Origin of the sequence: Sphingomonas changbaiensis NBRC 104936 (assembly GCF_000974765.1) — a bacterium.
In the GTDB taxonomy this organism is placed as follows: Bacteria; Pseudomonadota; Alphaproteobacteria; order Sphingomonadales; family Sphingomonadaceae; genus Sphingomonas_B; species Sphingomonas_B changbaiensis.
Window position 1 is genome coordinate 33,772 of the sequence record NZ_BBWU01000035.1, and the last position, 24,323, is coordinate 58,094.

The 24,323-nt window shown below is 66.5% G+C and carries 34 protein-coding genes; 15 read left to right on the top strand and 19 right to left on the bottom strand.

The features are described 5' to 3' along the window. Window positions 1-114: 114 nt before the first annotated feature. The 4 genes from glnA to SCH01S_RS08755 form a co-directional block, all read right to left on the bottom strand. Window positions 115-1,527, bottom strand: coding sequence for a type I glutamate--ammonia ligase (gene glnA / locus SCH01S_RS08740; RefSeq protein WP_046348419.1), 1,413 nt, complete (start codon window positions 1,525-1,527; stop codon window positions 115-117). 28 nt (window positions 1,528-1,555) lie between these two features. Continuing rightward, window positions 1,556-1,894, bottom strand: a complete 339-nt coding sequence (locus tag SCH01S_RS08745; protein ID WP_046348420.1) for a P-II family nitrogen regulator — start codon at window positions 1,892-1,894, stop codon at window positions 1,556-1,558. A 117-nt stretch (window positions 1,895-2,011) separates the two neighbouring features. Then, window positions 2,012-3,601 (bottom strand): Y-family DNA polymerase, encoded by a 1,590-nt coding sequence (locus SCH01S_RS08750; protein ID WP_245612203.1) that lies wholly within the window; start codon window positions 3,599-3,601, stop codon window positions 2,012-2,014. A 115-nt stretch (window positions 3,602-3,716) separates the two neighbouring features. Beyond that, window positions 3,717-4,487, bottom strand: a complete 771-nt coding sequence (locus tag SCH01S_RS08755) for an ImuA family protein (protein ID WP_245612204.1) — start codon at window positions 4,485-4,487, stop codon at window positions 3,717-3,719. Between the two features lie 124 nt (window positions 4,488-4,611). On the opposite strand from SCH01S_RS08755, the gene SCH01S_RS16775 reads away from it, so the two are divergent. The 6 genes from SCH01S_RS16775 (at window position 4,612) to SCH01S_RS08785 (ending at window position 8,014) form a co-directional block, all read left to right on the top strand. Beyond that, on the top strand, window positions 4,612-4,860 hold the full coding sequence (locus tag SCH01S_RS16775) for a ribbon-helix-helix domain-containing protein (RefSeq protein WP_245612207.1): 249 nt from the start codon (window positions 4,612-4,614) through the stop codon (window positions 4,858-4,860). Continuing rightward, the gene (locus tag SCH01S_RS16130; RefSeq protein ID WP_046348424.1) at window positions 4,857-5,144 is read left to right on the top strand and encodes a type II toxin-antitoxin system RelE/ParE family toxin; all 288 of its coding nucleotides are present in this window, start codon (window positions 4,857-4,859) and stop codon (window positions 5,142-5,144) included. The genes SCH01S_RS16775 and SCH01S_RS16130 overlap by 4 nt, the downstream gene beginning before the upstream one ends. Before the next feature lie 41 nt (window positions 5,145-5,185). Continuing rightward, window positions 5,186-5,545 (top strand): hypothetical protein, encoded by a 360-nt coding sequence (locus SCH01S_RS08770; protein ID WP_046348425.1) that lies wholly within the window; start codon window positions 5,186-5,188, stop codon window positions 5,543-5,545. Then, entirely contained in the window at window positions 5,542-6,615 is a 1,074-nt protein-coding gene (locus SCH01S_RS08775; RefSeq protein WP_046348426.1) for an alpha/beta fold hydrolase, read from the top strand. Before SCH01S_RS08770 ends, SCH01S_RS08775 begins: the two co-directional genes overlap by 4 nt. Continuing rightward, window positions 6,612-7,160 (top strand): GNAT family N-acetyltransferase, encoded by a 549-nt coding sequence (locus tag SCH01S_RS08780; protein ID WP_245612205.1) that lies wholly within the window; start codon window positions 6,612-6,614, stop codon window positions 7,158-7,160. Before SCH01S_RS08775 ends, SCH01S_RS08780 begins: the two co-directional genes overlap by 4 nt. 62 nt (window positions 7,161-7,222) lie before the next feature. Next, entirely contained in the window at window positions 7,223-8,014 is a 792-nt protein-coding gene (locus SCH01S_RS08785) for an esterase/lipase family protein (protein WP_046348427.1), read from the top strand. A gap of 35 nt (window positions 8,015-8,049) precedes the next feature. On the opposite strand, the gene SCH01S_RS08790 is transcribed toward SCH01S_RS08785, so the two are convergent. From SCH01S_RS08790 to SCH01S_RS08810, 5 genes are all read right to left on the bottom strand, one after another. Continuing rightward, complete coding sequence (locus tag SCH01S_RS08790) at window positions 8,050-8,550, bottom strand: glycine zipper 2TM domain-containing protein (RefSeq protein WP_052733868.1); 501 nt, start codon at window positions 8,548-8,550, stop codon at window positions 8,050-8,052. A 113-nt stretch (window positions 8,551-8,663) separates the two neighbouring features. Beyond that, on the bottom strand, window positions 8,664-9,299 hold the full coding sequence (locus SCH01S_RS15830) for a hypothetical protein (protein ID WP_157032870.1): 636 nt from the start codon (window positions 9,297-9,299) through the stop codon (window positions 8,664-8,666). 76 nt (window positions 9,300-9,375) lie between these two features. Continuing rightward, entirely contained in the window at window positions 9,376-10,437 is a 1,062-nt protein-coding gene (recF, locus tag SCH01S_RS08800) for a DNA replication/repair protein RecF (protein ID WP_046348428.1), read from the bottom strand. Window positions 10,438-10,457: 20 nt separating this feature from the next. Further along, complete coding sequence (locus tag SCH01S_RS08805) at window positions 10,458-11,234, bottom strand: Coq4 family protein (protein WP_046348429.1); 777 nt, start codon at window positions 11,232-11,234, stop codon at window positions 10,458-10,460. Window positions 11,235-11,275: 41 nt separating this feature from the next. Further along, entirely contained in the window at window positions 11,276-12,046 is a 771-nt protein-coding gene (locus SCH01S_RS08810; RefSeq protein WP_245612206.1) for a Coq4 family protein, read from the bottom strand. An 85-nt stretch (window positions 12,047-12,131) separates the two neighbouring features. Between SCH01S_RS08810 and SCH01S_RS08815 the strand changes: the two genes are divergently transcribed. Then, window positions 12,132-12,608 (top strand): hypothetical protein, encoded by a 477-nt coding sequence (locus SCH01S_RS08815; protein WP_052733870.1) that lies wholly within the window; start codon window positions 12,132-12,134, stop codon window positions 12,606-12,608. Here the strand turns inward: SCH01S_RS08815 and SCH01S_RS08820 are convergent. Beyond that, window positions 12,605-13,240, bottom strand: a complete 636-nt coding sequence (locus tag SCH01S_RS08820) for a S24 family peptidase (RefSeq protein ID WP_046348430.1) — start codon at window positions 13,238-13,240, stop codon at window positions 12,605-12,607. The genes SCH01S_RS08815 and SCH01S_RS08820 overlap by 4 nt on opposite strands. Before the next feature lie 96 nt (window positions 13,241-13,336). On the opposite strand from SCH01S_RS08820, the gene SCH01S_RS16780 reads away from it, so the two are divergent. The 4 genes from SCH01S_RS16780 to SCH01S_RS08835 all read left to right on the top strand — a co-directional run bounded on the left by SCH01S_RS16780 (window position 13,337) and on the right by SCH01S_RS08835 (window position 16,021). Continuing rightward, complete coding sequence (locus tag SCH01S_RS16780; protein ID WP_169746377.1) at window positions 13,337-13,507, top strand: hypothetical protein; 171 nt, start codon at window positions 13,337-13,339, stop codon at window positions 13,505-13,507. Further along, the gene (locus tag SCH01S_RS08825) at window positions 13,504-13,770 is read left to right on the top strand and encodes a hypothetical protein (RefSeq protein WP_046348431.1); all 267 of its coding nucleotides are present in this window, start codon (window positions 13,504-13,506) and stop codon (window positions 13,768-13,770) included. Before SCH01S_RS16780 ends, SCH01S_RS08825 begins: the two co-directional genes overlap by 4 nt. Before the next feature lie 83 nt (window positions 13,771-13,853). Further along, complete coding sequence (locus tag SCH01S_RS08830; protein ID WP_046348465.1) at window positions 13,854-14,831, top strand: DNA topoisomerase IB; 978 nt, start codon at window positions 13,854-13,856, stop codon at window positions 14,829-14,831. Between the two features lie 158 nt (window positions 14,832-14,989). Continuing rightward, on the top strand, window positions 14,990-16,021 hold the full coding sequence (locus SCH01S_RS08835) for a mechanosensitive ion channel family protein (RefSeq protein ID WP_369385538.1): 1,032 nt from the start codon (window positions 14,990-14,992) through the stop codon (window positions 16,019-16,021). Window positions 16,022-16,118: 97 nt separating this feature from the next. On the opposite strand, the gene SCH01S_RS08840 is transcribed toward SCH01S_RS08835, so the two are convergent. The 3 genes from SCH01S_RS08840 to SCH01S_RS08850 all read right to left on the bottom strand — a co-directional run bounded on the left by SCH01S_RS08840 (window position 16,119) and on the right by SCH01S_RS08850 (window position 17,718). Next, window positions 16,119-16,598, bottom strand: coding sequence for a hypothetical protein (locus SCH01S_RS08840; protein ID WP_046348433.1), 480 nt, complete (start codon window positions 16,596-16,598; stop codon window positions 16,119-16,121). A 148-nt stretch (window positions 16,599-16,746) separates the two neighbouring features. Further along, entirely contained in the window at window positions 16,747-17,298 is a 552-nt protein-coding gene (locus tag SCH01S_RS08845; protein WP_046348434.1) for a hypothetical protein, read from the bottom strand. 171 nt (window positions 17,299-17,469) lie between these two features. Beyond that, a complete protein-coding gene (locus tag SCH01S_RS08850) occupies window positions 17,470-17,718 on the bottom strand; it encodes a hypothetical protein (RefSeq protein WP_046348435.1) in 249 nt (82 codons plus the stop codon). A 152-nt stretch (window positions 17,719-17,870) separates the two neighbouring features. Here SCH01S_RS08850 and SCH01S_RS08855 point away from each other — a divergent pair, with 152 nt between their 5' ends. Both SCH01S_RS08855 and SCH01S_RS08860 read left to right on the top strand, forming a co-directional pair. Continuing rightward, window positions 17,871-18,989 (top strand): sensor histidine kinase, encoded by a 1,119-nt coding sequence (locus tag SCH01S_RS08855; protein WP_046348436.1) that lies wholly within the window; start codon window positions 17,871-17,873, stop codon window positions 18,987-18,989. Further along, the gene (locus SCH01S_RS08860; protein ID WP_046348437.1) at window positions 18,976-19,719 is read left to right on the top strand and encodes a LytR/AlgR family response regulator transcription factor; all 744 of its coding nucleotides are present in this window, start codon (window positions 18,976-18,978) and stop codon (window positions 19,717-19,719) included. The genes SCH01S_RS08855 and SCH01S_RS08860 overlap by 14 nt, the downstream gene beginning before the upstream one ends. Before the next feature lie 101 nt (window positions 19,720-19,820). Here the strand turns inward: SCH01S_RS08860 and SCH01S_RS15835 are convergent, their stop codons facing one another. Both SCH01S_RS15835 and SCH01S_RS08870 read right to left on the bottom strand, forming a co-directional pair. Further along, window positions 19,821-20,156, bottom strand: coding sequence for a UrcA family protein (locus SCH01S_RS15835; protein WP_169746378.1), 336 nt, complete (start codon window positions 20,154-20,156; stop codon window positions 19,821-19,823). Between the two features lie 228 nt (window positions 20,157-20,384). Continuing rightward, window positions 20,385-21,698: an APC family permease gene (locus tag SCH01S_RS08870; RefSeq protein ID WP_052733872.1), complete on the bottom strand. Its 1,314-nt coding sequence runs from the start codon at window positions 21,696-21,698 to the stop codon at window positions 20,385-20,387. On the opposite strand from SCH01S_RS08870, the gene SCH01S_RS16440 reads away from it, so the two are divergent. Beyond that, window positions 21,682-21,822, top strand: a complete 141-nt coding sequence (locus SCH01S_RS16440) for a hypothetical protein (RefSeq protein WP_157032871.1) — start codon at window positions 21,682-21,684, stop codon at window positions 21,820-21,822. The genes SCH01S_RS08870 and SCH01S_RS16440 overlap by 17 nt on opposite strands. Here SCH01S_RS16440 and SCH01S_RS08875 read toward each other — a convergent pair. The 3 genes from SCH01S_RS08875 to SCH01S_RS08885 form a co-directional block, all read right to left on the bottom strand. Then, window positions 21,806-22,459: a hypothetical protein gene (locus SCH01S_RS08875; RefSeq protein ID WP_046348438.1), complete on the bottom strand. Its 654-nt coding sequence runs from the start codon at window positions 22,457-22,459 to the stop codon at window positions 21,806-21,808. The genes SCH01S_RS16440 and SCH01S_RS08875 overlap by 17 nt on opposite strands. Before the next feature lie 69 nt (window positions 22,460-22,528). Further along, window positions 22,529-22,879 (bottom strand): antibiotic biosynthesis monooxygenase family protein, encoded by a 351-nt coding sequence (locus SCH01S_RS08880; protein ID WP_046348439.1) that lies wholly within the window; start codon window positions 22,877-22,879, stop codon window positions 22,529-22,531. Continuing rightward, window positions 22,876-23,190 (bottom strand): NIPSNAP family protein, encoded by a 315-nt coding sequence (locus tag SCH01S_RS08885; protein WP_046348440.1) that lies wholly within the window; start codon window positions 23,188-23,190, stop codon window positions 22,876-22,878. The genes SCH01S_RS08880 and SCH01S_RS08885 overlap by 4 nt, the downstream gene beginning before the upstream one ends. 96 nt (window positions 23,191-23,286) lie before the next feature. On the opposite strand from SCH01S_RS08885, the gene SCH01S_RS08890 reads away from it, so the two are divergent. After that, window positions 23,287-23,967 (top strand): ArsR/SmtB family transcription factor, encoded by a 681-nt coding sequence (locus tag SCH01S_RS08890; RefSeq protein ID WP_046348441.1) that lies wholly within the window; start codon window positions 23,287-23,289, stop codon window positions 23,965-23,967. 2 nt (window positions 23,968-23,969) lie between these two features. Here the strand turns inward: SCH01S_RS08890 and SCH01S_RS17165 are convergent, their stop codons facing one another. Then, window positions 23,970-24,296, bottom strand: coding sequence for a GNAT family N-acetyltransferase (locus SCH01S_RS17165; protein ID WP_369385539.1), 327 nt, complete (start codon window positions 24,294-24,296; stop codon window positions 23,970-23,972). Window positions 24,297-24,323 lie beyond the last annotated feature (27 nt).

Consider the following 24,323-nt stretch of genomic DNA (forward strand, 5'->3'; position numbering starts at 1 on the left):
AAAACGGCGCGGGAGTAAATCCCGCGCCGTCGGTCCTCGCTTTGGCGAGGCCGGCCGACAGCAGCTGCGCGGGCAACGCTTCGCTCGCCCGCACCAGCTGGCGGCACGCCAGCCTCAGCCGCTGTAGTACATATCGAACTCGACGGGCGACGGCGTCATTTCCCAAAGGGCGACTTCCTCGCGCTTGAGCCCGATGTAGGCGTCGATCTGCTCGCGGCCGAACACATCGCCCTTCAGCAGGAAGTCCATGTCGGCTTCAAGCGCGTCCAGCGCTTCCCGGAGCGAACCGCAGACGGTCGGCACGTCGGCGAGCTCGGCCGGCGGCAGGTCGTAGAGGTTCTTGTCCATCGCATCGCCCGGGTGGAGGCGGTTCTGGATGCCGTCGAGGCCGGCCATCAGCAGCGCCGCATAGGCGAGATACGGGTTGGCGAGCGCGTCCGGGAAGCGGAACTCGACGCGCTTCGCCTTGCTGCCGGTCCCGTACGGGATGCGGCACGAGGCCGAGCGGTTGCGGCTCGAATAGGCCAGCAGCACCGGCGCCTCGTAACCCGGCACCAGCCGCTTGTAGCTGTTGGTCGACGGATTGGTGAAGGCGTTCAGCGCGCGCGCATGCTTGATCACGCCGCCGATGAAATAGAGGCACATGTCGCTGAGGCCCGCATAGCCGTTGCCGGCGAACAGCGGCTTGTCGCTGGCCCAGATCGACATGTGCGTGTGCATGCCCGAGCCGTTATCTTCCTTGATCGGCTTCGGCATGAAGGTCGCGGTCTTGCCGTAAGCCTGGGCGACCTGGTGCACGACATATTTGTAGATCTGCATCCGGTCGGCGGTCTCGACCAGCGTGCCGAACGTCAGGCCGAGCTCGTGTTGCGCGGCCGCCACCTCATGGTGGTGCTTGTCGCAGGGCAGGCCCATTTCGAGCATGGTCGATACCATCTCGCCGCGGATGTCCATCGCGCTGTCGACCGGCGCGACCGGGAAGTAGCCGCCCTTGACGCGCGGGCGATGGGCAAGGTTGCCGACCTCATATTCGCGGCCGGTGTTGGTCGGCAGCTCGATATCGTCGATCTTGTAATAGCTGGTCGCGTAGCTGTTCTCGAACCGGACGTCGTCGAACAGGAAGAACTCGGCCTCGGGCCCGACATAAATGGTGTCGCCGATGCCGGTGTTCTTCAGATACGCCTCGGCGCGCTTGGCGGTCGAGCGCGGATCGCGGCTGTAGAGCTCCCCGGTCGAGGGCTCGACGATGTCGCAGAAGACGATCATCATCGGCGTCGCCGAGAACGGATCGACATAGACGGCGTCCAGATCCGGCTTCAGGATCATGTCGCTTTCGTTGATCGCCTTCCAGCCGGCGATCGACGATCCGTCGAACATCAGTCCGTCGGTCAGCGCATCCTCGTCGATCACGCCCGCGACCATCGACAAATGCTGCCACTTGCCCTTCGGGTCGGTGAAGCGGAGGTCGACCCATTCGATCTCCTCGTCCTGGATGCGCTGGAGGATGTCGGCGGCAGTGGCGGGCATTTGAGTGTCTCCGGGGTGGGCTGAGCGGTTAGAGAGCGTCGGCGTCGCGTTCGCCAGTACGGATGCGGAGGGCGGTTTCAACCGGCAAGACGAAGATTTTGCCGTCGCCGATGCGGCCGGTCTGGGCGGCGGCGGCGATCGCTTCGACCACGCGTTCGGCAAGCGAGTCCTCGACCACCACTTCCAGCTTCACCTTGGGCAGGAAATCGACGACATATTCCGCACCGCGGTACAGCTCAGTATGGCCCTTCTGCCGGCCGAAGCCTTTCGCTTCGGTGACGGTGATGCCGGACACGCCGACGTCGTGCAGCGCTTCCTTCACTTCGTCGAGCTTGAACGGCTTGATGATCGCTTCGATCTTCTTCACGCAGGAGGCCCCGCTTATTGTGCGCTGCACAAATCATGGCGCGCGTCGCCACGAGTCGCAAGCGCCTTTAAGCGATCCGTCACATTGTTGCAGCCGCTCAAGGATCGGCCGGCGGAGTTATCCACATCCGCCTTGAATCCACCAGCTGAGGTCGCCCGTGCGCGGGTCGATCCCGTCGCCGCGGCGGAACAGCCAGAAGCGTGCGCCGCTCTCGTCCTCGACGTGGAAATAATCGCGCACCGCGTCGCGTTCGGCGCCCCGTTTCCACCATTCGCCATAGATGCGCTCGGGACCGTCGCCCCTGACCAGCTTGTACATCCTGCCGCGCCAGGTAAAGCGCCGCGGCGGCGCGTCTGGCAGTTCGGCGACGACATGATCGATCCGCTCCGGCCGCGGGAGCAGCCGCGGCGGCCGCGGCCAGGCATCGGGCCAGGCAATGGTCGTATCGAGTGGCGCAATCCTGCAGACGCTGCGCTCTGGCACATCGCTTTCGATCGCGCTCAGCCGGTAGAGCCGCTGCGCGCCGAGACGGCCGGCGATCAGATCGATCAGCTGCGACAAGTCCGGCACGGGTTCAGGCGCGGCGAGATCGCCGGGGACGGCGATCGCGCCCAGTGGCTCGGTCCGGGCGGCGATCAGGCGCATCGCATCGATGCCGAAGCCGGGCTCGATCGTCTCGATCCGCCGCGCGAGCAGGCGCAGCAGATGAGCCTTGTCGCGCGTCGCCCGTGCGGCGCCGATCTCGACTCGCTGCTGCTGCCGGTCGACTCGGTCGCAGAGCAGCAGCAGCGCACGGGCGCCGAGCCCGGTTTCCCGCAGCCGTTCGATCAACTGATCGAGCAGGTCGCTCACTGCCCGCGCGATCACCTCCGCACCTCCGATCGGCTCGGCGAAACGCAGTTCGGCGCTCGGCGCATCGCGTGGCACGATAGGGTCGATCGGCTCGGCGGCCTGGCCCAAGGCCTGGTCCAGCTTCAGCAGCACGTCCCGGCCGAAGCGCCGCACCAGCGGTCCACGCGGAACCGCGGCCAGCTCGCCGATCCATTCCAGCCCGAGCCGACGCATCTTCTCGACGACCGCGGGGTCGATCCGCAGCGCAGCAATCGGCAATGGCCCGAGTGCAGCCTGTTCGCCGCCTTCGGGGCAGAGGGTCAGCCGCTCGGGCCCATGCCGCGCCAGCGCGTCAGCGGCGGCGCCATTGCCGGCAACGGCGATCCGCGCCTCGATCCCCAGCTTCGCGCAGAAGCGCAGCAGGCCGGCACAGACCCGGCGTTCGCCGCCATTCAGATGCGCGGCCCCGGTCAGGTCCAGCCACAGCCCGTCCGCGCCCGCCGTCGCGACCAGCGGCGTGATCCGCCGTGCCGCGAACCGGCCGATCCGATCCAGCAGCGCGGCATCAGCGGCCGGATCGGCTTCGTGAATATCGAGCCCTGGGATCATCGCTCGCGCCTGCGTCAGCGGCATGCCGAGGGCGAGGCCCAGGGCCGCTGCCTCCCGGGACACCGCCGCCAGCACCACGCGCTGGCCGGAATTATGGATCGTGACGAGCGCAGCGCCCTCGGCAGCGAAGGATGGAAGGAACACCGAGCCGCCGCCCTCATCGGGCCTCATCCGCTTGAACGGCATCTCCGCCGCTTCGCTCCGGCGGCCCATCTCGCGGATCGTCGGCCGCCGGTGCATCGGCAGCTGCTCGATCTGTGCTTCCAATTCCGCACGCCTCGCCCAGCGTGCGCCCGGCCGCCAAGGACCGCCGCGTGGGCAGGAGCAGGCAAACTCCTCATCATCTTTCGGCAGCAGAAGCGGTTCAGAAGGAACAACGGGCTTATGCCGCCTGACGTTCGTCCCCTCGATCCGCCTGATCCGGTCGGTCGGCAGACAGGGCAGGTACAGCGAGGCGACCCTGCGCATCGCAAGACTCCAGCAAGAGGGAAAAACCGGGCCCGCCACGCTGACGGGCAAGTTCGACATGCCAGCAAGCACGGCCCACGCCGGGCCCGGGCAGCGGCACGGACGGCGCGGAGCCGATCCGCCAGCGCGTGAGTGCGCTCGATGGTTCGCCCAGCGGATCGCCCTTGCGCCAGCGGCGGAGCAGCAGCGCCATCGTGCCGCCCTCCTCCGCCGCCAGCTGCAGCCGTCGTGTCTCGGTCAGTCCGGCGCGCCCGATCTCGCCCACCACCGCGGCCAGCGCGCCGTGCCTAAGGCCCTCCTCCATCACCGCGAGCACGTCGCTGTCACGTCCCGTTTCGGCGACCAGCAGCTTGCCCGGATCGAGCCCCGCTTGTGCCAGGCCCGGCGCGAATAGATCACGTCTGGCGACCACCCAAAGCACAGTGCCACGGCGGCCCGCCCGTCGCGCTGCGATCCCGGCGAGGAACAAGGTCGCCGCCGCATCGTCGCTGTAACCGTCCGAAGCCCCCGCGGCCTCGTGCACGCCCGCATCGGCGAGCCCGCCTCCCGCGAGCCGCGCATCAAGGTCGCTCACGCCGAACGGCAGCACCGCCGCCGGGTCCTGCCCCGCGGCGGCGATCGCACGCACCTCCGCGCGGAGGCGCTCCAGGCGCAATGCCCGTCCCATGCTGCCGACTCGACTCATATGTTCTCTTTATGTTCCCATAGGCTCCGCAACGGAGTCAATGAAGGTTGCCGGAGCTGCACCGGACCTTCATATTCACTTTGAGACGAGGAGCGCCCCTATGGGTGAGATGCGCAAATTGGACGTGACGCTCAGCGAAGAGCTGATTTCGGACATCGACCGAGCCATTCGATCGGGCGACTATTCCGGTCGCGACGATGTAATCGACGAAGCTCTTCACCTTTGGCGCAAACGCCGCGAGGAGGAAGTCGAGCGGTTGCGTGCCTTAATTCAGGAAGGCCTCGACAGCGGCGAGCCCATCGAGGGAAACTTCGATCCGGAGGACATTCATCGCCGCGGCATGGAGCGCATGAAGCGGGAAAGAGCTGCTTGAAGGCGATTGTCCGGCTTCCGCGTGCGATCGCCGATCTTGACGACATCTGGTACTACATCGCGCAAGACAATCCTGACGCCGCTTTCCGTACCGTTCAACGCATTTCGGAAGCAACAGCCCGCTTGCGCGATCATCCGTTCAGCGGCCCGGCGCTCGAAGAAACGGAATTCAGGACGATCTCCGCACCGCCCTACACAATCTATTACAAGGTTACCGACCGCTCGGTTCTGATTGTCCGCGTTCTTCACTCCGCTCGTGATGTCCGTAGGGTCAGCTTCGACTAGCGCCGCTTGACGACGCGTCCTCTCCCACCGATGATCCTCCCATGAGCAAACCCGATCCCGGCACTTTCTTTCGTGAAATGCTCGGCCAGTGGGAGGGCATCGCCAACCAGTTCGGCGCCGAGATGATGAAGTCGGGGGAGTTCGCCCGGACCATGCATGGCGCCACCACCGCCGGCCTGAAGGCGAAGGAAGCGGCCAAGGAAGCGATGAGCCGCGCACTGGAAGCCGCGAACATGCCCAGCCGCGAGGACATGATCGACATGACGGCGCGCATGCGCGGGATCGAGGCGCGGCTGGACCGGATCGAATCCCTGCTCGCGAAGATCGCCGGAGACGCTCAGCCGGCCTCCGACCGGCCCAGGCCCAAACGCACCAAGAAGCCGCCGAAAAAGGGCGAATGACCGACACGGCGGCCCCGGATCTCGTCGAGCAGGCCCGGGTCGCCTTCGACCGCGCGCTCAAGCGCAACATCAAGGGCCTCGGCTATTTCGCCTCGCCTGCACCGGTGCTCGGCGCCAGCCCCAAGGACGTGCTGATCCAGCGCGGCACGATGAACCTCTATCATTACAGGCCGATGTCGGAGGAGGTCTATCGCGTGCCGCTGCTGCTGGTGATGGCGACCACCAACCGCGGCTATATCTTCGACATGGTGCCGGGGCAGAGCCTGGTCGAGTTCCTGCTGAAGCGCGGCTACGACGTGTTCATGCTCGACTGGTCGCCGCCGCGGCCGGACGAGAAAGACCTGAGCCTCGAACATTATGTCCTCGATTTCCTTCCGGCTGCGATTGCGCGGATCGCGGAGGAAACGGGCGAGCCCGACCTGACGCTGGTCGGCTATTGCTTCGGCGGCGTGCTGTCGGTGCTGTGGGCCGCGCTCCATCCCGACGGACCGATGGCCAACCTCGTCACCTTCACCACGCCCATCGATTTCAAGGCGATGGAGATGTTCCAGGCATGGGCGGACCGGCGCTTTTTCGACGTGGACCGGCTGGTCGACACGTTCGGCTGCTGCCCGGCCGACATGCTCTACACATCGTTCGACATGCTGCGGCCGGCGCAGCGCCTCGCCGGGCAGATTCGCCTGCTCGACAACCTCTGGAACGACGAATTCGTCAAGAGCTACCGCATGTTCGATCGCTGGACGACCGACATGCTGCCGCTGGCCGGCGAATATTTTCGTCAGACCACCCGCTTGCTGATGTGGGAGAATCGCCTTTACGAAGGCACGATGGAGGTGGGCGGCAGGCAAGTCGATCTGGGCAACATCACTGCCCCGTTCCTCCACGTCGTCGCCGAACACGACCATATCGTGCCGAAAGCGGCCTCGGCGCCGCTGATCGACATGATCGGCTCCGCCGACAAGGAGGAGATTGTGCTGAAGGGCGGGCATGTCAGCCTGGTCGCGGGCGGCAACGCGGTCCGCCGGCTCTGGCCCAAACTCGACGACTGGCTCCAGGAGCGTTCGCTTTGACCGACCTTCCCGTCACGATCCGCCGCTTCAAGCCGGACGATATCGACGCGATGATGCGCTTTTCCCGCGCGCTTCCGGAGCATGACCTGCTGTTCCTCAGCCGCGACCTGAAGCATCGCAAGGTGATCGAGGCGTGGCAGGAAGCCGTGGAGGACGGGTTCATCGACAGCTTCGTCGCGGAAGACGGCGATGCAATCGTCGGCACCTGCGCGCTGGTCCGCGACCCGCTCGGCTGGTCGACCCATGTCGGGGAAATCCGGCTGCTCGTTTCGCCGCAACTGCGCGGCCAAGGCGTCGGCCGACGGCTGCTGGAGGAAATGTTCAAGGTCGCCGTCCAGCGCGACCTCAAGAAGCTGGTCGCGCAGATGACGCCCGATCAGCGCGGCGCGATCCAGCTGTTCGAGGAGCATGGCTTTCGGGGGGAAGCGCTGCTCAAGGATCATGTGATGGACCGGCAAGGATCGGTGCACGATCTCGTGATACTCAGTCTCGACGTTGGGCGGCTGGCCGCGCAGCATGAGGCATTCGGTCTGGGAGGGGCGTAACCGTCGGAAAGATAACGCGGGCACAAGCGTTGGGACGGCTTACGTGAGCGGAAAGGAATGGAATGACGGACGCACCTGCGGCACGGATCGAGCCGCCGTCGAAGCTGCTGGCATTGTCGGAGCTGCCGCGCGCGCTGGCCGAGCTGGGCGCGCTGCCCTGGGCAGCGCCGCTGCTGCTGAATGCCCCGCGCGGTGACGGCCATCCGGTGCTGGTCCTGCCCGGTTTCATCACCACCGACGCTTCTACATCCCTGCTGCGCCGCTATCTCGAGCTGCTCGGCTACGCGCCTTATGGCTGGGAGCTTGGCCGCAATCTCGGCCCGAAGGCGATCGGCCGGCAAGGCGAGAAGCTGATCGAGAGGCTGGAGGCCATCCATGCCGAGACCGGGCGCAAGGCTTCGATCATCGGCTGGTCGCTGGGCGGCGTGATGGCGCGGCAGGTGGCCCGCCGCCGTCCCGACATGGTGCGGCAGGTGATCTCACTCGGCTCCCCATTCACCGGCGATCCACGCGCGACGAACGTGCTCCGCGCCTATGAATCGCTGAGCGGGCAGCGGATCGGCGACCACGACACGCAGGCGCAGCTGCGCGAGAGCGCGACCACGCCGCCGGTGCCGTCGACCGCGATCTTCACCAAGGCAGACGGCATCGTCGCCTGGCAGAATTGCTGCGAGCCCGAAGACGCGGCGACCGATAATATCGAGGTTTATGGCAGCCATTGCGGCCTGGGCATCAACGCCTCGGTCCTCTACGCGATTGCCGATCGCCTGGCGCAGCCGGAAGGCGAATGGGCTCCGTTCGAGCGCAGGGGACTGCGGGCGCTGGTGTATCCGTCGTCAGGGCATGTGCATTGATGAGATCCTCCCCTGCATCTGCAGGGGAGGATTAATTACCGGCAGTCCGGATCGCTGCCCTGCTCGACAGCGCGGCCGGCGAGGGCGCCGGCGCCGCCGCCGATGATCGTTCCAACCGCGCGATGCCGGCCGCCGTCGATCGCGCGGCCGAGTAGCGCGCCGGCGACGCCGCCGATAATCGTGCCGGTGGTCCCGTCCTTGCGCTTGCAATAAACCTGCCCGTCGGCGCCGCGCCACGTCGGCGCGTCATAGGCGCGCGAGGCGAGCCGCTCGCGTTCCGCATCGTAGCGGGCGCGCGCATCGTCATAGGCCTGGCGTTCGCGGCCGTAGATGTCGCGCTCGCGGTCGAACCGCGCCTGCGCCGCATCGAACCGCCGCTGCGCCGCATCCATGTCCGCGTCGAGGGCACGCCTGTCGTAGCGGTCGTCGTACCGATCGTCATAGCGCGGCGGCGGCGGGGGCGCAGGCTGAGCGAGCGCCCCCGCCTGCGGCAAGAGCGAGGCGGCGACACCCGCGATGAGAACCAGACTGCGCATAAACCCCTCCGTTTGAACCCGAATGCAATGAGCATATCGCCGCCTCGCTGAACGGCAGGCAACAAAAAGGCGGAGCCCGAAGGCTCCGCCCTTCTGTTTTGAGCTGATCGTTTTCAGCGGCAGTCGTCGCTGTTGCGCTGAATCGCTCGACCAGCCAGCGCGCCCGCGCCGCCGCCGAGAATCGTGGCGCCTGTGCCGCCGATCGCACTGCCGAGCAGCGCGCCGGCCACGCCGCCGACGATCGTGCCGATCGTGCCGTCGCTGCGACGGCAATAGGTGCGGCCGTCATCGCCGCGCCAGGTCCGGCCATTATAGGCGGTCTGTTCGGACACGCGGTTGCCGTAGCGGTCCCGCAGCACGCCGTAGCGGTCGCGGACATAGCCGTTCTGCGCATAACCGGCGGCGCCCTGCGCCCAATAGCCGTTGCTGTCGCGATACCAGCCGTTCCTGTCCGCACGGGCAGCCGTCACGATCCGGCCCCGCCGGTCGCGCAGCGTGCCGCGGCCGTCAACGTAAAAGCCGCTGGCATTCACGTCAGCATTGATAGCCGCTTCATCGACGCGATTGCCATAACGATCGCGCATCACGCCGTAGCGATCGCGATAATACCCGTTCGTGCCATAATAGCCGCTTGTATTCCTGCCCGTGTAGCCGGAACCATAGCTGCCATAATATTGGCCGAATGCAGGCGCAGACATGCCCGTCAACATGGTCGCCGTCAGAGCGAGCCCAGTGAGCAACTTACGCATGACTTGTCCTCCTCTAGACCGCGTTTCAACGGCAGTAGAGCGGATACGGTTGCATGAACGGAAAACAACAAGCGGATCAGGCGCGCCGGATCGTGGAATTGTCGACGACGAAGCGAGTCGCCTGAGCGGGCGCGTCCGCGAACAGCGCCGGCTCGGTGCCCGTCATCCACACCTGCCCGCCACTGGCACTAAGCCGGTCGAGCAGGGCCGCACGCCGGCGCGGGTCGAGATGCGCCGCGACTTCGTCGAGCAGCAGCACCGGAGGACCGCCGGTCCGCTCCGCAACCAGCGCCGCATGGGCCAGGATCAGCCCGATCAGCAGCGCCTTCTGCTCGCCGGTCGAGCACAGCGCCGCCGCCTGGCCCTTGCCCAAATGGGTGACGCGCAGGTCCTGCCGGTGCGGTCCTTCTGTTGCGCGACCCGCCGCAGCGTCGCGATTGCGATTGGCGGCGAGCGGCCACGGATGCTCGGCGTCCCAGCCTTCCAGCGCCAGGCCGGCGCGGGCGAAGATTGTTTCCGGCGCGTCGCCGATCCGTGCGCCCAGCGCAGCGACTGTCCGCGACCGGGCGCCGGCAACCGCCGATCCGTGTTCGTGCATCTGGGCTTCGAGCGCGCTCAGCCAGGCCGGATCCGGAACCTCGTCGCCAGTCAGCAGCCGGGTGCGGGCCCGCATGGCCGCTTCATAGCGCGCGGCGTGGTGGGCGTGCGCCGGTTCCAGCGCGAGCACCAGCCGATCGAGAAATCGTCGCCGTCCGCCGGCGCTTTCCGTGAACAGCCGATCCATTGCCGGCGTCAGCCACAGCACCGACAGCCGCTCGGCCAGCGCGTTCGCCGCGGCTGGCGCCCCGTTGATCCGCACGATCCGCCGTTCGGGAGCGCCGGCCAGGGTGCCCGTGCCGATCTCGACATCGTCGCCAAGCCGCGCAGCAAGGGTGACCCCCCCCGCCCCGCCCTGCCGCGCCATGTCCGACAGCGCAGCGCCCCGCAAACCCCGCCCGGGGGCAAGCAGCGACACCGCCTCGAGCAGGTTGGTCTTGCCCGCGCCATTCTCTCCGGTCAGGATCACGAGCCCCGGCCCCGGCTCGATCAGCGCATCGGCGTAGGACCGGAAATCGGTCAAGGAGAGGCGGGCGATCACAGGCCCGCTGTAGTCAAGGATCAGAGCCCCGTCAGTCCCTGCTTGGCGAGCCGCCTCTGGGCGTGGAGATAGCGAACCGGTTCCGGAATGTTCAGGCGGCGCCGCGCCGCTTGTAGCGGTTCGTGCAGCAGCTTTTCGTAATCCTCGCCGGACAGCCAGGCCGCGCGCTTGCCGTTGCGATAGCCTTCCCACACGGCGCGGAAGAACGCCGTCTCCCCTGTCACGCGCAGCGACTTGAGCGCGCCGCCGCCCGAGATCACCGCCCAGCCGAGGCCATCGGTCTGCGCATAGGAAAAGGCGATCAGGCAGGCTTCGCCCAGTGGCTCGTCGGCCTGGTAGCCGGTCAGCACGTGCCAGATATCGTGCACGTCGCGTTCGCGTCGGCCGATCCAGCCATAGGGGTGCTCCAGCTCGTCTTCCCGATGCTGTGCTTCCGAGACGTCGGCCAGCCCCATCGCGGTATAGCCGGTGCGGCCAAGGAAATCGCGATAAGCGGCGCCCACCGTGTCGGGCGCAAACTGTGTGAGAAACCCGGGCGTGCTGAACAGCTGCGACAGCTCGACCCGGTGATAGGCGATCCGGCCACCGCCGGGACTCATCAACAGCTTGCGATACTGCTTCGCCGGCGTGTCGGCATTCAGCGCACGCATGATCCGGAACGCCTGGACGGTGTCGTCGCTGTCCGCGAGCAGCGTCCTGAGCGCCGCCCAGGCCGCCTTCCAGTCGCGCCGGCTGGACGTGCCGTAGACGACGGGTTGGTCGGCCGCGCCGGACTGGTTGGATACAAGTGTCGCCATCAGGCCATCAATTATGGCCTAAGCACCGGATCGGCAACAATTCAGAGGCCCGTCTTGCCCATCGCCGCGAGCGCCGCCTGGGTTTCACGATAGCGGACGGGATCGGGAATGCAGAGGCGCCGGCGAACGCTGTCGATCGGCTCGTGCATCAGCTGCTCGTAATCCTGGCCCGACAGCCAGGTCGCGCGCTTGCCGTTGCGATAGCCCTCGATCACGGCGCGGGCGAACATCCAGCTGCCGGTCACGCGCCGCGCCTTCAGGGACGCACCGAGCGCGATGGCCGCCCAGCCCAACCCTCTGGTCTGCGCATAAGAGAAAGCGACCAAGCACGCTTCGCCGAGCGGCTCGTCGGCCTGATAGCCGGTCAGCACGTGCCAGATGTCATGGATGTCGCGCTCTCGGCGGCCGAACCAGGCATAGGGATGCTCGGCATCGTGCGGAACATTGTCGGCTTGCGACACCTCGGCCAGCCCCATCGCCGTATAGCCGGTGCGGCTCAGGAAGTCGCGATAGGCGGCGCCGACGGTGCCGGGCCTGAAGCTTGCGACGTAATCGGGATCGCTGAACAACTGCGCCAGCTCAGTCCGGCGGAACGCGATCCGCCCGCCGCCCGGCGTGTCGAGCAACCGGTGATAGTTGAGAGCCCCATTGCCGGCGTTCAGTGCCCGCATGATCCGGAACACCTGGACGGTATCGTTGCCGTCGTGCAGCAGCTTTCGGAGAGCGATCCACGCGCTCTTCCAATCGCGCCGCGTCACGGTGCCGGGCACGGGCAGCATCTGAGGCTGGGTCTGAGTCATCGTTGCTGACATGGCTGTAAGTATATCGGTCGAGTCGCGATTGTGCAAGCGGTCTTCCCGTGAGAAGGTGGTGAACAGATCATCTATGGAGAGTCCCATGCGCACCGTGATGCTGGCTGTCGCTCTCTGCTCCGCCGTTCCGGCCTTCGCACAGCCTCCTGGCAAGGTCGCCGAGGATGCGGCGATGACGCCGGTCGAGGACGTGAACCTGAAGAAGAAAGAGATCCCGCCGGTGCTGCTTTCGGCGCAGGACGATCCCTATTCGACCGAAGCGACCCGCAACTGCGCGCAGCTCAACACAGCGCTTGGCGAACTCGATACCGTGCTTGGCCCTGACTTCGATTCGGGCATCGAGACGAAGCACGGGCTGAATGCCACGTCGGTGGCGAAAAGCGTCGTCGGCAGCTTCATCCCGTTTCGCGGCGTGATCCGGGAAGTCAGCGGCGCGGCCGGCGCTGAGCGCCGCTACAATGCCGCAGTCGACGCCGGCATCGCCCGGCGCGGCTATCTGCGCGGCATTGCCCGGACCAAGGGGTGCAAACGGCCGCGCACCGAAAGCGCCGCAACGAACTAGGCCAGCCGTCGCCCCGCCCAAACGACGCGCCCGATCACGTCCAGCCGCGACGGATCGAGCGTCGGCCAGCTCGTATAGGCAGGATTGTCGCTTTTGACCGAAACGCGCCCGCGTGCGCGGTCGACGACCAGCCGCTTGACGTTGAGCGCTCCGTCCAGCCGCAGCACATAGACGCCGTCGCGCACGCCCGCGGCGCCGTCGCTCAGATCGACCAGGATATCGTCGCCATCGTCGAGCGTCGGCGACATGGAATCCCCGACCACCTGGATCACCGACAGCTGCGCCGGATCGAGCTTTAGTCCCCGCAGCCAGCTCGGGTCGAAACGCATCCGGGCGCGGGCGCGCTCGTCGCCGGCAAAGGCGCCGTGACCGGCCGAGGCCTGCACATCCAGAACGGGCACCGAGATCAGTTCCTCTCGTTCATCCTCCGGGCCGCCGAGCATTGCCTCGCCGACGCCGAAATAGCGGGCCAGCGTGCGCCGGTCTTCCTCGTCGAGCTTTTTCGGCACCCCGCGCTTGATGAACTGTTGAATGTAGGCGGGGTTGCGCCCGAGCAGGCGAGACAGGGAGGCATAATCCTCCCGTCGTTCCCGGATCAGCGCCTCGAGCGCGGCACGAGCGTCTCCGTCCATTCCGATCCCATAGCATAGGAATTATCCTAGACAAATAGGAAATTGCCTATGAGATAGGGAAACTCCTATCGAACGCGAGTCGCGGAGGGGAGTGGGATGATTTTGAGGCAAGTCGAACAATATCTGAAGCATAGCGGGATGTCCGCGACGGCGTTCGGGCGGCAGGTCGCGCGCGATCCGCGGCTGGTGCACGATCTGCGACGCGGCCGCGAGCCGGGCGCGCGGCTCGCGCGCAGAATCATCTCGTTCATCGGAGACGACAAATGAGGCGCGCCGATCCGCACCGCGCGCTGATCCGCGCGCTCGTCGCTCGCTACCCGGGCCTGCTCGTTCTTGCCGGCACAAGCGAGCCCTGGGCGAGCATCACCTATACCGGCGCGCGCCACATGTTCACCTGCAGCGCCGGTCCCGACCTGGCGGGCATCGAAGAGGCGGAATTCGCTCTGCCCGGCCATATCGTCGCCGATATCGGGTTCGAACGAAACGGCGATCGGCTCATGATCGAGGCGCTGACAATCGAAGAAGCCTGAGGCGGAACGCGCCGCACCTCTCGCGCATTCCTCCCGGCGTGTCGGATCTCAGCACTTCGCATCTTTCCTTTGTCGATGACGAGATGCCAGGGATCACCCGGCGCCGCTTCGGCCGCGCCTTCGGCTATTTCACGCCGGATGGCGAGCGCATCACAGACCGCGACGAGATCGACCGGCTGAACGCGATCGGGCTGCCCCCGGCTTACCGCGAAGCCTGGTATTGCCCGGACCCGAACGGGCACATCCAGGCGATCGGCTGGGACGAGCGGGGCCGCAAGCAATACCGATATCATCCGGATTTCCGCGCTGCGCAGGATGCCGCCAAGTACGATCGCTGCGCTGCGTTCGGCCATGCCCTGCCCCGCCTTCGCGCCCGGGTTGAAAAGGATTTGAAGCGGTCGGGCCTCAGCAAAGACAAGGCCTGTGCGGCGGTCGTCCGGCTGCTGGACCTGTCGAAGGTCCGCATCGGCAACGAAGCCTATGCGCAGGAGAATAAAAGCTTCGGCGCGACCACGCTTCGCAAGCGGCACGTCAACGTGAAGGGGCGAACGTTGAAGCTCGAGTTCCGCGCCAAATCCGGCAAGACCTGCAAGCTCAGCCTCAGCGATTCCTCGCTGCTCCGTTTCGTGAAGCGGATGCAGGATTTGCGCGGCCAGCATCTGTTCCGCTGGCTGGACGCGGACGGCAACCCCAATCCGGTGACCTCGACCGACGTCAACGCGTACATCAAAGAGGCGATGCACGCCGATTTCACGGCGAAGCATTTCCGGACCTGGGGCGCGTCCGTCGTCGCGTTCCGCGTGCTGTTCGACACACACGGCAATGTGAGCCTCAAGCAGATGCTGGAGGTCGTGTCGGACGAACTCGGCAACACGCCGTCGATCGCACGAAAATCCTATGTGCATCCGGCATTGATCGACCTCGCCAAATCCGGGGCACACTGGGGCGCGAGCATGAAATTGCCGCGCACAACGCGCTATCTCGACCGTTACGAACGCGGTCTGATTGCATTTCTCGACCAGCTCGACGAGGCTGATGCGGGCCAGCGCGCGGCCGCCTGACTGAGGGAGAACGACCCATCGCTATCCAACGACCCGCCGGGGCCTTCGACGCGGCCGGCCGGCAACTAAGCCAGCTCTATTCCGATACCATCATCTGGCTGCAGCAGCATTTCCTGCAAATCCTGATCGGCCTAGCCGCCGGCGCGCTGATCGTCATCGTGCTGCTCGCGGTCCGCGGGCTCGGGGCGCGGCTGTGCCGCCGCGACCGTTCCGGTACGGGCTGGGCGACGATCTTTGGCCGCGCGCTCGACCGGACCGGCACCATCTTCATTCTCGCGCTCGCGGCCAAGCTGGTCGACGGCTATGCGCAGCCGCCCGAGTTGTTCAAGCAGACGATCGACTTCATCTTCGTGATCGCGAGCGTCATCCAGGTCGCGGTCTGGGTGCGGGAGATCATCCTGGGGTTCATCGAGCACCGGACCGGCGCTGGTGAGCATGAGGCGCTCGGCAGCGCCTTGGGGATCATCCGCCTGCTCGTGACGATCGCGTTGTTCGCGATCGCGGCGATCGTCATCCTCGACAATCTGGGCGTCAACGTCACCGGCCTCGTCGCCGGCCTCGGCATCGGCGGCATCGCGATCGGCCTTGCCGCCCAAGGCATTTTCGCCGACCTGTTCGCCGCGCTGTCGATCCTGTTCGACCGGCCGTTCCGCCGCGGCGACTCGATCGCCTACGACACGACGAGCGCAAGCGTGGAGGCGATCGGGCTCAAGTCGACGCGGCTACGCGCCATCACCGGCGAGCAGCGGATCATTTCGAACAAGAACCTGCTCGACAAGGAAATCCGCAACAACAGCCGGCTGCTCTATCGCCGCGGCAAATTCGCATTGGGCGTCGTGTATCAGCTCGATCCCGCCCGTGCGGCGGATCTTCCGGGCCTGTTGCGGGAGATTGTGGAAGCCCAGGGACAGCAATTCGTCCGGGCAGGCTTTGTCGGCTTCGGAGCAAGCTCGCTCAATTTCGAAGTCGAGTTCGACGTCGCGAGCGCCGATTACCAGGACTTCTACAATGCGCGTCATGCGATCGGCATGGCGATCTTGAAGCGCTTCAACGACGAGAAGATCGATCTTGCGTACCCAACCCAGACGACCTTCACCGCAGCACCCGACGGACGCATGATCATGCCGTATCCCGACGTGCAGAAGGTCGCGGGCGTTGAGCCCGTCCCCCCCGCGCCGCCCCGGACCTGAGGGGAAATCAGGTGCCGGGGACCGCCTCCGGAAGTCGGGGAGAGAGGGAGGCGAATGCCGGCCGGGGAAGAGCGGCACGGCGCGAGGAAGCCTGTGGTCAGGCGGCGAGCGGCTGCGGCGCCCCCGCCTTCAACATCCGGGTCCAGTTCTCGACGGTCACGCAGTCGAGATATTCACGCTGCATTTCCGCGGTGAGCACCTCGATCATCTGACAGCCGTCGATCCAGATCTCGATCACGCCGAATTTGCCGCCGCGCTTGCAATATTTCGCGTTCCAGCCCTCACGCTCGGCGATCGCGTAGATGCGCTCCGCCGCCAGGTCCGTCGACATCGCGAAATGGGTGGCGTTGTTGCGCCGCTTTTCGCCGATCGTGCCGACCGCGTCGGCGCCGGTCTCCGTAAGCATCGTGCCGCGCGGATAGACCTCGATCATTGTGCCATTGTCGGCACCATGGAACGCCATCCACGAGCCCACGCCGACCGGCGGGAAGGGCAGCGCCTTGCCGCCCCAGATCTCCGCGAGCACTTCGGCCACGCGCTTGGGATCGTCGGCTTCGATCGACAGGTGAAACAGCATGCTCGTCTCCGTTGAACTCTCGGAGCCTGTCTGGACAGGTCCGTGGAGACGCGCTGTGACAGAACCCACACCGCGAAAAACGGAGCATTCGACGAAGCCGCAGCTTCAGGAGGCGAGGCGACCAAGGCCGCCCCTGGCGCGACGAAACTCAGTTCGGCAGCGCGTTCGTGTCCACCTTGTCCACCCATTGCGGATAGAAGGCCGGCGAGCGGCTCGACCAGCCGGGCGCGGTCGCCGCGGCTTCGCTGATTGACTGCAGCAGCTTGCGGCGCTTTTCCGGATGCAGGTGCGGCAGCGCGGCGGCGGCGCAGAAAGAGCTCGGCAGCCACGGCCGCACGCCCGGGCCGATCAGCCGTTCGTAGAGGAAACGATAGGCCGAAAAGCTGTTCAGCCGATCCTGCCCCAGATCGAAAGCCGACAGGGTGATCAGCGGCGTGAGGAAGGGCTCGACGGCATCGAGTCCGCTATCGTCGGGCACCAGCGCGCGGATTTCATCCAGCCGCTCGTACATCTTGGTCTGGGCCTTGATGCTGGCCGCCTCGACCATGTCGCGCGACCAGATCTTGATCGCATCTTCACGCTCCAGCCCGATATCGAGCGAGCGGCGGATGTAGCGCTGCGTCCCTGCCGGGAAGCCCGCAAACTCCTTCATTTCCACCAGGGCCATCGCGCCAGCGGCGGGTCCGACCTTGCTCGCCATCACTTCGTACTCCGACCTTTTGCCGTTAACCTTATGCGCCCACGGTGCTTTCCACGCCGTTAACCGCACAGAGCCCCGCTCAGGATCGGATCAGAAAGGGTGTTGCAAGGCAACATAGGTTGCGACGAATGCCCGCCGCCACATCGTCAAAGCCGTGGATAAACCGGCTTGTTACTGGCTGTTGGCGCGTTCAGCCTCGGCTTCGGCGTCCTCGTCATAACCGGACGACGGTGCCGGGTCCTGGCTGCCAGGAGCAGCCGCCGAGGGAGGATCGGACGCGTCCATCGACTCGTCCGAGCCGGCGTCCACCTTCGCGTCGGCATCGAACGGGTCGCGTTTCAGCCGTTTTTCGATGGAAGGGTCGCGGCCGGCATCCTGGCGCGGGTCACGCGACGTGTCTTGAGTTCCGGTGTCGGCCATGGGATCACTCCGAAGTCATGTCTTCTGACGCACCCGTAACGAACGAGCCGGAAGCCGGGTTCCTGCTGCCGTTCGATGAACCCGCTCTGCGGTTCGACCGGCGGCAGGAGGACCTGTCGCGCCGGAGCCTCTGGAGCGTTAGGACAGGGGCAATGAAGGAAGACACCGGCGATCGCCGGCGCAGTCGCGTCGCGCTAGAGGTCGCGACCTATTCGATTCTGGGCTTCTGGCTGTTCTACGTCGTCATCGCGTCGACGCAGTCGCTGATCGTCGGCTGGGACAATCAGTTCGAACTCGTGCAGCGCCGGATCGGCGTGACGATCGCCGGCATCGCACTGACATTCCTGCTCTACGCCATCCTGCGCAGGTTCGATGATCGTTCGTTCGGCGAGCGGATCGCGGTTGCCTTCATTGCGGCCGTGCCGTGTGCGATCGGGATCGGGCTGGCGAACTATTATTTCTTCAACGCCTATAAGCCGGAAGTGATCTACCGCGACCCGGAGATGCTGCGGGAGATGATCCGGCATCCGTACATGGCAAAGAACATCGCCGAGATCGCCGTCTCCCGCTATTTCTTCCTGACCGCCTGGGCCGCGCTGTACCTCGCCATTTCCTACGCCAGCGAAACGCGCGAGGCCGAACGCCGCGTCGCCGCCTTCGCGCAAACGGCCAAGGAAGCGGAGATCCGGGCGCTGCGCTACCAGGTCAATCCGCATTTCCTGTTCAACACGCTGAACTCGCTGTCGTCACTGGTGATGACCGGCCGCACGCACGAGGCCGAAGCGATGATCATGAACCTGTCGACCTTTTACCGGACCAGCCTGTCCGGCGACCCGATGGACGATGTTCCACTGGCCGAAGAAGTGCGCTTGCAACGCCTCTATCTCGATATCGAAGCAGTCAGGTTCCCCGACCGGCTGAAGACCGAAATCGACTTGCCCGAAGAGTTGATGCAGCTCTGCGTGCCCGGACTGATCCTCCAGCCGCTGGTCGAGAACGCGATCAAATACGGCGTGTCGAAAGCCAACCGCCCGGTCACCATCTCGATCACGGCCCGCAGCGAGCGTGGCAAATTGGTTCTGACGGTCTCCGACGACGGCAAGGGCCCCGGCGAGGCCGCGGAGCACGGCACCGGCGTCGGGCTTGCGAATGTCCGCGATCGGCTCCAAGCCCGCTTCGGGAGCAAGGCGGGGCTGGTGACTCACGCGCCGAAAGGCGGGGGCTTCGTCGTGACCGTGGCGATGCCTGAGGTGAAGGATGGATGTCACTAGCGTAAAGCCGGTTCGTACGCTGATCGTCGACGACGAGCCGTTGGCGGTGGAGCGGCTCCAGGTGCTGTGCGCGCGCGAGCCGTTGATCGATCTGGTCGGCACTGCGTCGGAAGGCCATGCCGCGTTGCGGCTGACCGAAGCCCTTGAGCCGGAGACCCTGCTGCTCGATATTTCGATGCCTGAGCTCGACGGCATGGGCGTCGCGCGGGCGCTGGGCCAGGCGAAGCACCGGCCGGCAGTCGTGTTCGTGACGGCGTTCGACAGCTTCGCGGTCGAGGCATTCAATGTCGCCGCAGTCGATTACCTGTTGAAGCCGGTCTCGCCCGATCGGCTGCGACGCGCGCTAGAGCGGGTAGTGGAACGCCGGGGCAGCGTTGAGAGCGGCATGCCCGCCCATAGCTACGTCACCGAATTTTGGGTGCCTCACCGCTCCGAGCTGATCCGCATCGCCGCGCAGGATATCGAGCGGATCGATGCCGAGCGCGACTATATGCGCCTTCATATCGGCCAGCGCAGCTACCTGCTGCACCAGACGATCAGCGCGCTGGAAGCCCGGCTCGATCCCGACAAATTCATTCGCCTGCACCGATCGACGATCGTTCGCCGCGACCGGGTCAAAGGCCTGAAGCACGACGGCGGCGGTGTCTGGTCCGCCGATCTGGGCGATGGCGAGGAAGTGCGGATCGGACGGACATATCTGGACCACGCGAAAGCAATGGCAGGCAGATAAATTCTCGCCGGAACTGAACACAAAAATGCCCCGACCCTTTCGGGCCGGGGCTCCGTTGCGGTCCGGGAAATGGGGAAGCACCGGACCAGGGAAACAACTTCTCAGTTGGCCGCGACCCGAATCGACGTGCCGGCCTGCGCAAAGACCTCGACAAGACCGCGATTGGCGTTGGCGATCGCGTCATCCTCGCAGGCCAGGTTCGCCTTGCGCGAGAAATAGGAGAGCTGGTCGACCGGCCCGCAGACCGTCGCGGCTGCATAGGCGATCCGCCGGCCGAGCGTCGCCTTGCCGGTATCCGACTTCAGGTCGAGATCACCGAAACGGACGAGCATCGTGCGCGGCGCATTCATCTCGGCCTTTGCCGGATTGACGGCGAACGTGAGAAGACCGGCGGTGACGGAGGCCAACAGGGCCTTGGAAACATGACGGGCAAACATGGCGTATCCTTCCTTCGATGGCGTCGGGGCGGCTCCGAAGGGGGCGGAGCCATTTGGCGGCGGGCCAGTCGGGGCCGGGGAGCTTAACCGCCCCGCCGCGCACTCTTGGATTACGCCGGGGGCCTCACCCATGCAGCCGGGCTTCGACCGGCCCGGACTTGGCTTCGGCGAAGGTCGCCCTGGCCCGACGAATGGAAAATCAGGTTCGACGAGCGTCGAGCGAAGGGCTCAGCGCCTGCCGACCGAGCGGCGCGCGACGTAAAGAATCGCACTGAGCCCGATTGCCGCGAACAGGCCCATAATCTCGTTCGGCTGACCGAGCGCGATTAGGGCGACCATGCTGAGCACGCCGATTGTGGCCGCGATCCGCAGGCCCGGAACGCGGAAGGCGGATCCGAGCAGCTGCACATTGTCGCGCCTGAGCTTCACGGCCGCCAGACAGGCACCGATATAGATCGGGGCCGTCGCCAGCGCCGAGAGCAGCACCAGCCAGTCGAACTCGCCGGCCAGCGCAAGCGCCGTGCCCAGAATAGCGTGCGTCAGGATTGCAGCGGTCGGAACCTGGGTGCGCTCGCTGACCCGGCCGAGCGCTGCCGGCAGGAAGCCGTCGCGCGCAAAGGCGAACAGAATGCGCGGTGCGCCGAGCACATCGCTGCCGAGCCAGGCGCCGCGGGAAATCGCCGCGCCAAGCGCGATGAGCAGCACCAGCCCCGGATGGACCACGCCGAGCGCCTGGGCGAGCGGCTCCTTCGACTGCGCAAGCTGCGGGCCGAGCAATCCCTGCGCCACCACCTGGATCGCGATGTAGAGCAGCAGCACGCCGCCCATTGCGAGCATCAGCGCACGCGGCACGGTTCGCTCCGGCCGCGACACCTCGCCGCTCGCGCTCAGCATCGTCTCCATGCCCGAAAAGGTGAAGATCGACAGGATGATCGCAGCGCCGAACGAGCCGGGACCGACGCTGCCGGTCGGCTTCAGGTTGGCCGGATCGACCCAGAAGGCACCCACGCCGATGAATAGCAGCAGCGGCACCAGCTTCACGACGGTCGCGATGCCGGCGAAGCGCGCGCCTTCGCGCGCACCGCGCAGGTTGATCGCGGTGACCAGCGCCATCACGGCCACGATCAGCACGATGCGCTGCACCCCAGGCGCGCCGAGAGGATACAGCGCGACGATCGCATCGGCGAAAGCGGCAGCGATGCCGCCGGCCGCCAACACGCAGCTCAGCCACAGCATCATGCCTGCGATGAAGCCCGGCGCAGGGCCGAACGCCGCCTCGACATAGGCATAGGTGCCGCCGCTGGACGGCACGCGGCTCCCCGCTTCGGCACAGCACAACACGATCGCGCCCATTGCGATCCCGCAGGCTAGCAGCGCAAACGGAGCCCAGGCGCCGACAGAGCCGGCGAGCGCGGCCGGCGCGGCGAAGATGCCGCCGCCCACCACCACGTTGATGATCGTGGCGGCAAAGCTCCAGACGCCGATCTCGCGCACCAGCCCTGCATCGCGGTGGACTACTTCTGCCTTGATCGTCGTCGCCATCCGCGCCCCCCTTATCGTCGCCAGCTTTCAGGGTTTTGGAGGCGATGGCAAGGCGCACGAAAAAGGGCGCGGCCTGTCCGGCCGCGCCCTGCATCGGAAATCGACGATCAATGGTTCTGCGTGACCGTCGTCGTTGTCTTGACCTTCGGCGTGGTCCGCACGGTGCGTGTCGTGGTCGTGCGCTTGCGCACCGGCGCCTTGTGAACCGTGCCCGAACCCGAGGTGACCGTCGAGCCTGCGGTCTCGGTCGACGTCGTCACGGTCGTCTGGGCGGGCGCCGGCGGAGTGGCCGCGGCAGCAGCGGCCTGGGCGCGCGCCGCATCGGCGGCCGCCGCGGCCTGCTGCGCGGCATCTACGGCCGCATCCGCACGGGCGTTCGCGGCCGCCGCCTGATCCTGCGCCGCACCGATCGCAGCCTGAGTTTGCGCCTGCTCCGCAGCCTTCGCCGCGCCCTGCGCCTGCTGGGCCCGGGCAAGCGCCCGATCGGCGAGCTCCTGCGCCTTCAGCGCGGCATCGATCGCCACCGTCTTGTGTCCCCGACCAAGCTGCTCGCGCGCTTCACGCAACCGGGCCTGCGCCTCCGTCGTCAGCGACGCGTCGGCACCGGCGCCGCCGGCCTGCAGCGCGGCGTTGATCTTGGCATCAGCCGCGGCAATCGATTGTTCCGCACGATCCTTCTTGCCCGCAAGCGCCGGCGTCGCTGCAACGATCAGCAGCCCCGAGAAGGCGAGACTTCGGGCAAATCCGTTGATGCTACGCATAACTCTACTCCCGACTGGTTGAACCGGCGCGCAAAACGAGCGGGCGCGAGCGGCGGTTCCTGATGCAGGTCAGGCGCGGGCGTGCGCTGCCTTGCTGTCCGGAGGCGCATCGGCCCGGTCGCCAAGTCCGTAATCCCGGAAAACCTCGGCAACTCGAATGCGATAATCACGGAACACGCCGGCGCGCCCGAGGGCCTGTGCTGTCCTGTGTTCGGCAGTGTTGCGCCACGCCGCGACGGCCGCTTCGCCTTGCCAGAATGAGAGAGACAGCAGCTTTTCCGGGTCGCCCAGGCTCTGGAACCGTTCGACCGAGATAAAGCCCGGCATGTCGTCCAGCAGCGGCCGGAGCTGTGCCGCCAGGTCCAGATAGTCGCCGCTGTGCGCCGCGTCGGTCCAGCCTTCGAAGATGACGGCGATCATGCGCGCAGTCCCGCAACGGGGCGCAGGAACAGCCGGTCCTCGCGCCGGATGAACTGCTCGCGCCGGGCGAAGGCGAAGTTGTCGCGAGCCGCATCATGCTCCTTCAGCCGCGCGCGATAGGTTTCGTAAGCAGCCAGGCTCTCGATCGTATAGACGCCGTAGCCCACCGTTGCCGATCCCTCGTGCGGCGCGAAATAGCCGATAAGGTCTGCCCCGCATTCGGGAATGGCCTGTCCCCAGGCGCGGGCATAATGCTCGAACTTCGCCGTCTTGAACGGGTCCAGCTCGTAACGGATGAAGCAGGCGATCATGGGCTTTCCTCCTCGCCCGACCGATAGGGGCCCCTCACGCTCGATGTTTCGTCCGCGCCCGAAGCATTCGCGCCGCTGCCATGCTAGGCCGGAACCATGACGACGATCGCGCGACTGGCCGAAACGGCTGCACTGATCGGCGATCCGGCGCGCGCGGCCATGCTGTACGCGCTGATGGACGGCCGCGCCTTCACTGCCGGCGAGCTGGCGCAGGCCGCAGGCATCACGCCGCCCACGGCCAGCGGCCACCTCGCCCAGCTCGTCACCGCCGGAATGCTCGCGGTCGAGCCCCAGGGGCGCCACCGCTATTTCCGCATCGCCTCGCCAGAGATCGGCGGGATCGTCGAGGGCCTGATGGCCGTCACAGCCAATCGAGTGGACCGGCTACCCAACCCCGGCCCGCGCGACCCGGCGCTGCGCAAGGCCCGCATCTGCTACGACCATCTGGCAGGCGAACTCGGCGTCGCCCTGTTCGGATCGCTGGCCAAGGCCGGCCACATCAACGTATCACCGGAAGGCGCCGGTCTGACGGCCAGCGGCACGCGCCTTCTCGACCGGCTCGGGATCGAATGGCCCGAAAGCCGCCGCCTCGCCTGCCGCCCCTGCCTCGACTGGAGCGAACGCCGCCACCACCTCGCCGGTCAGGCCGGCGCGGCGATCTGCTCCGCCGCCCTCGCCCGCGGCTGGGTGCGCCGGCGCCAGGGCACGCGGACGCTGGACATCACGCCCGCGGGCGCAAAGGCGTTCGCCGATAGCTTCGGCGTGCGGCTGGGCTAACTCTACGCCCGCCAGTGCTCGCACGACTGGCCCCAGATGTGGATCGGCGCGCTCTCGAAGGGCGGCGGCAGCTTGCCCGGCCCGCGCAAAACCGACCCGAGCCGCTCGGCGACGCGGATCGAGCCGGTATTCGCCGGATCGATGCAATGGATCACCTCGGTCCAGCCGAGCGTATGGAAGGCCCAGTCGATGGCCCGCGCTGCGCCTTCGGTCGCATAGCCCTGGCCCCAGGCGCTGCGCACCAGCCCCCAGCCGACTTCCGTCCCCGGCCAACCTTCCGGCGCCCAAGGACCCAGGCGCCCGATCCAGCGCCCGCTTGCCCTCTCGATGAAACATTCCGAAGCCCTTCAGCGCCC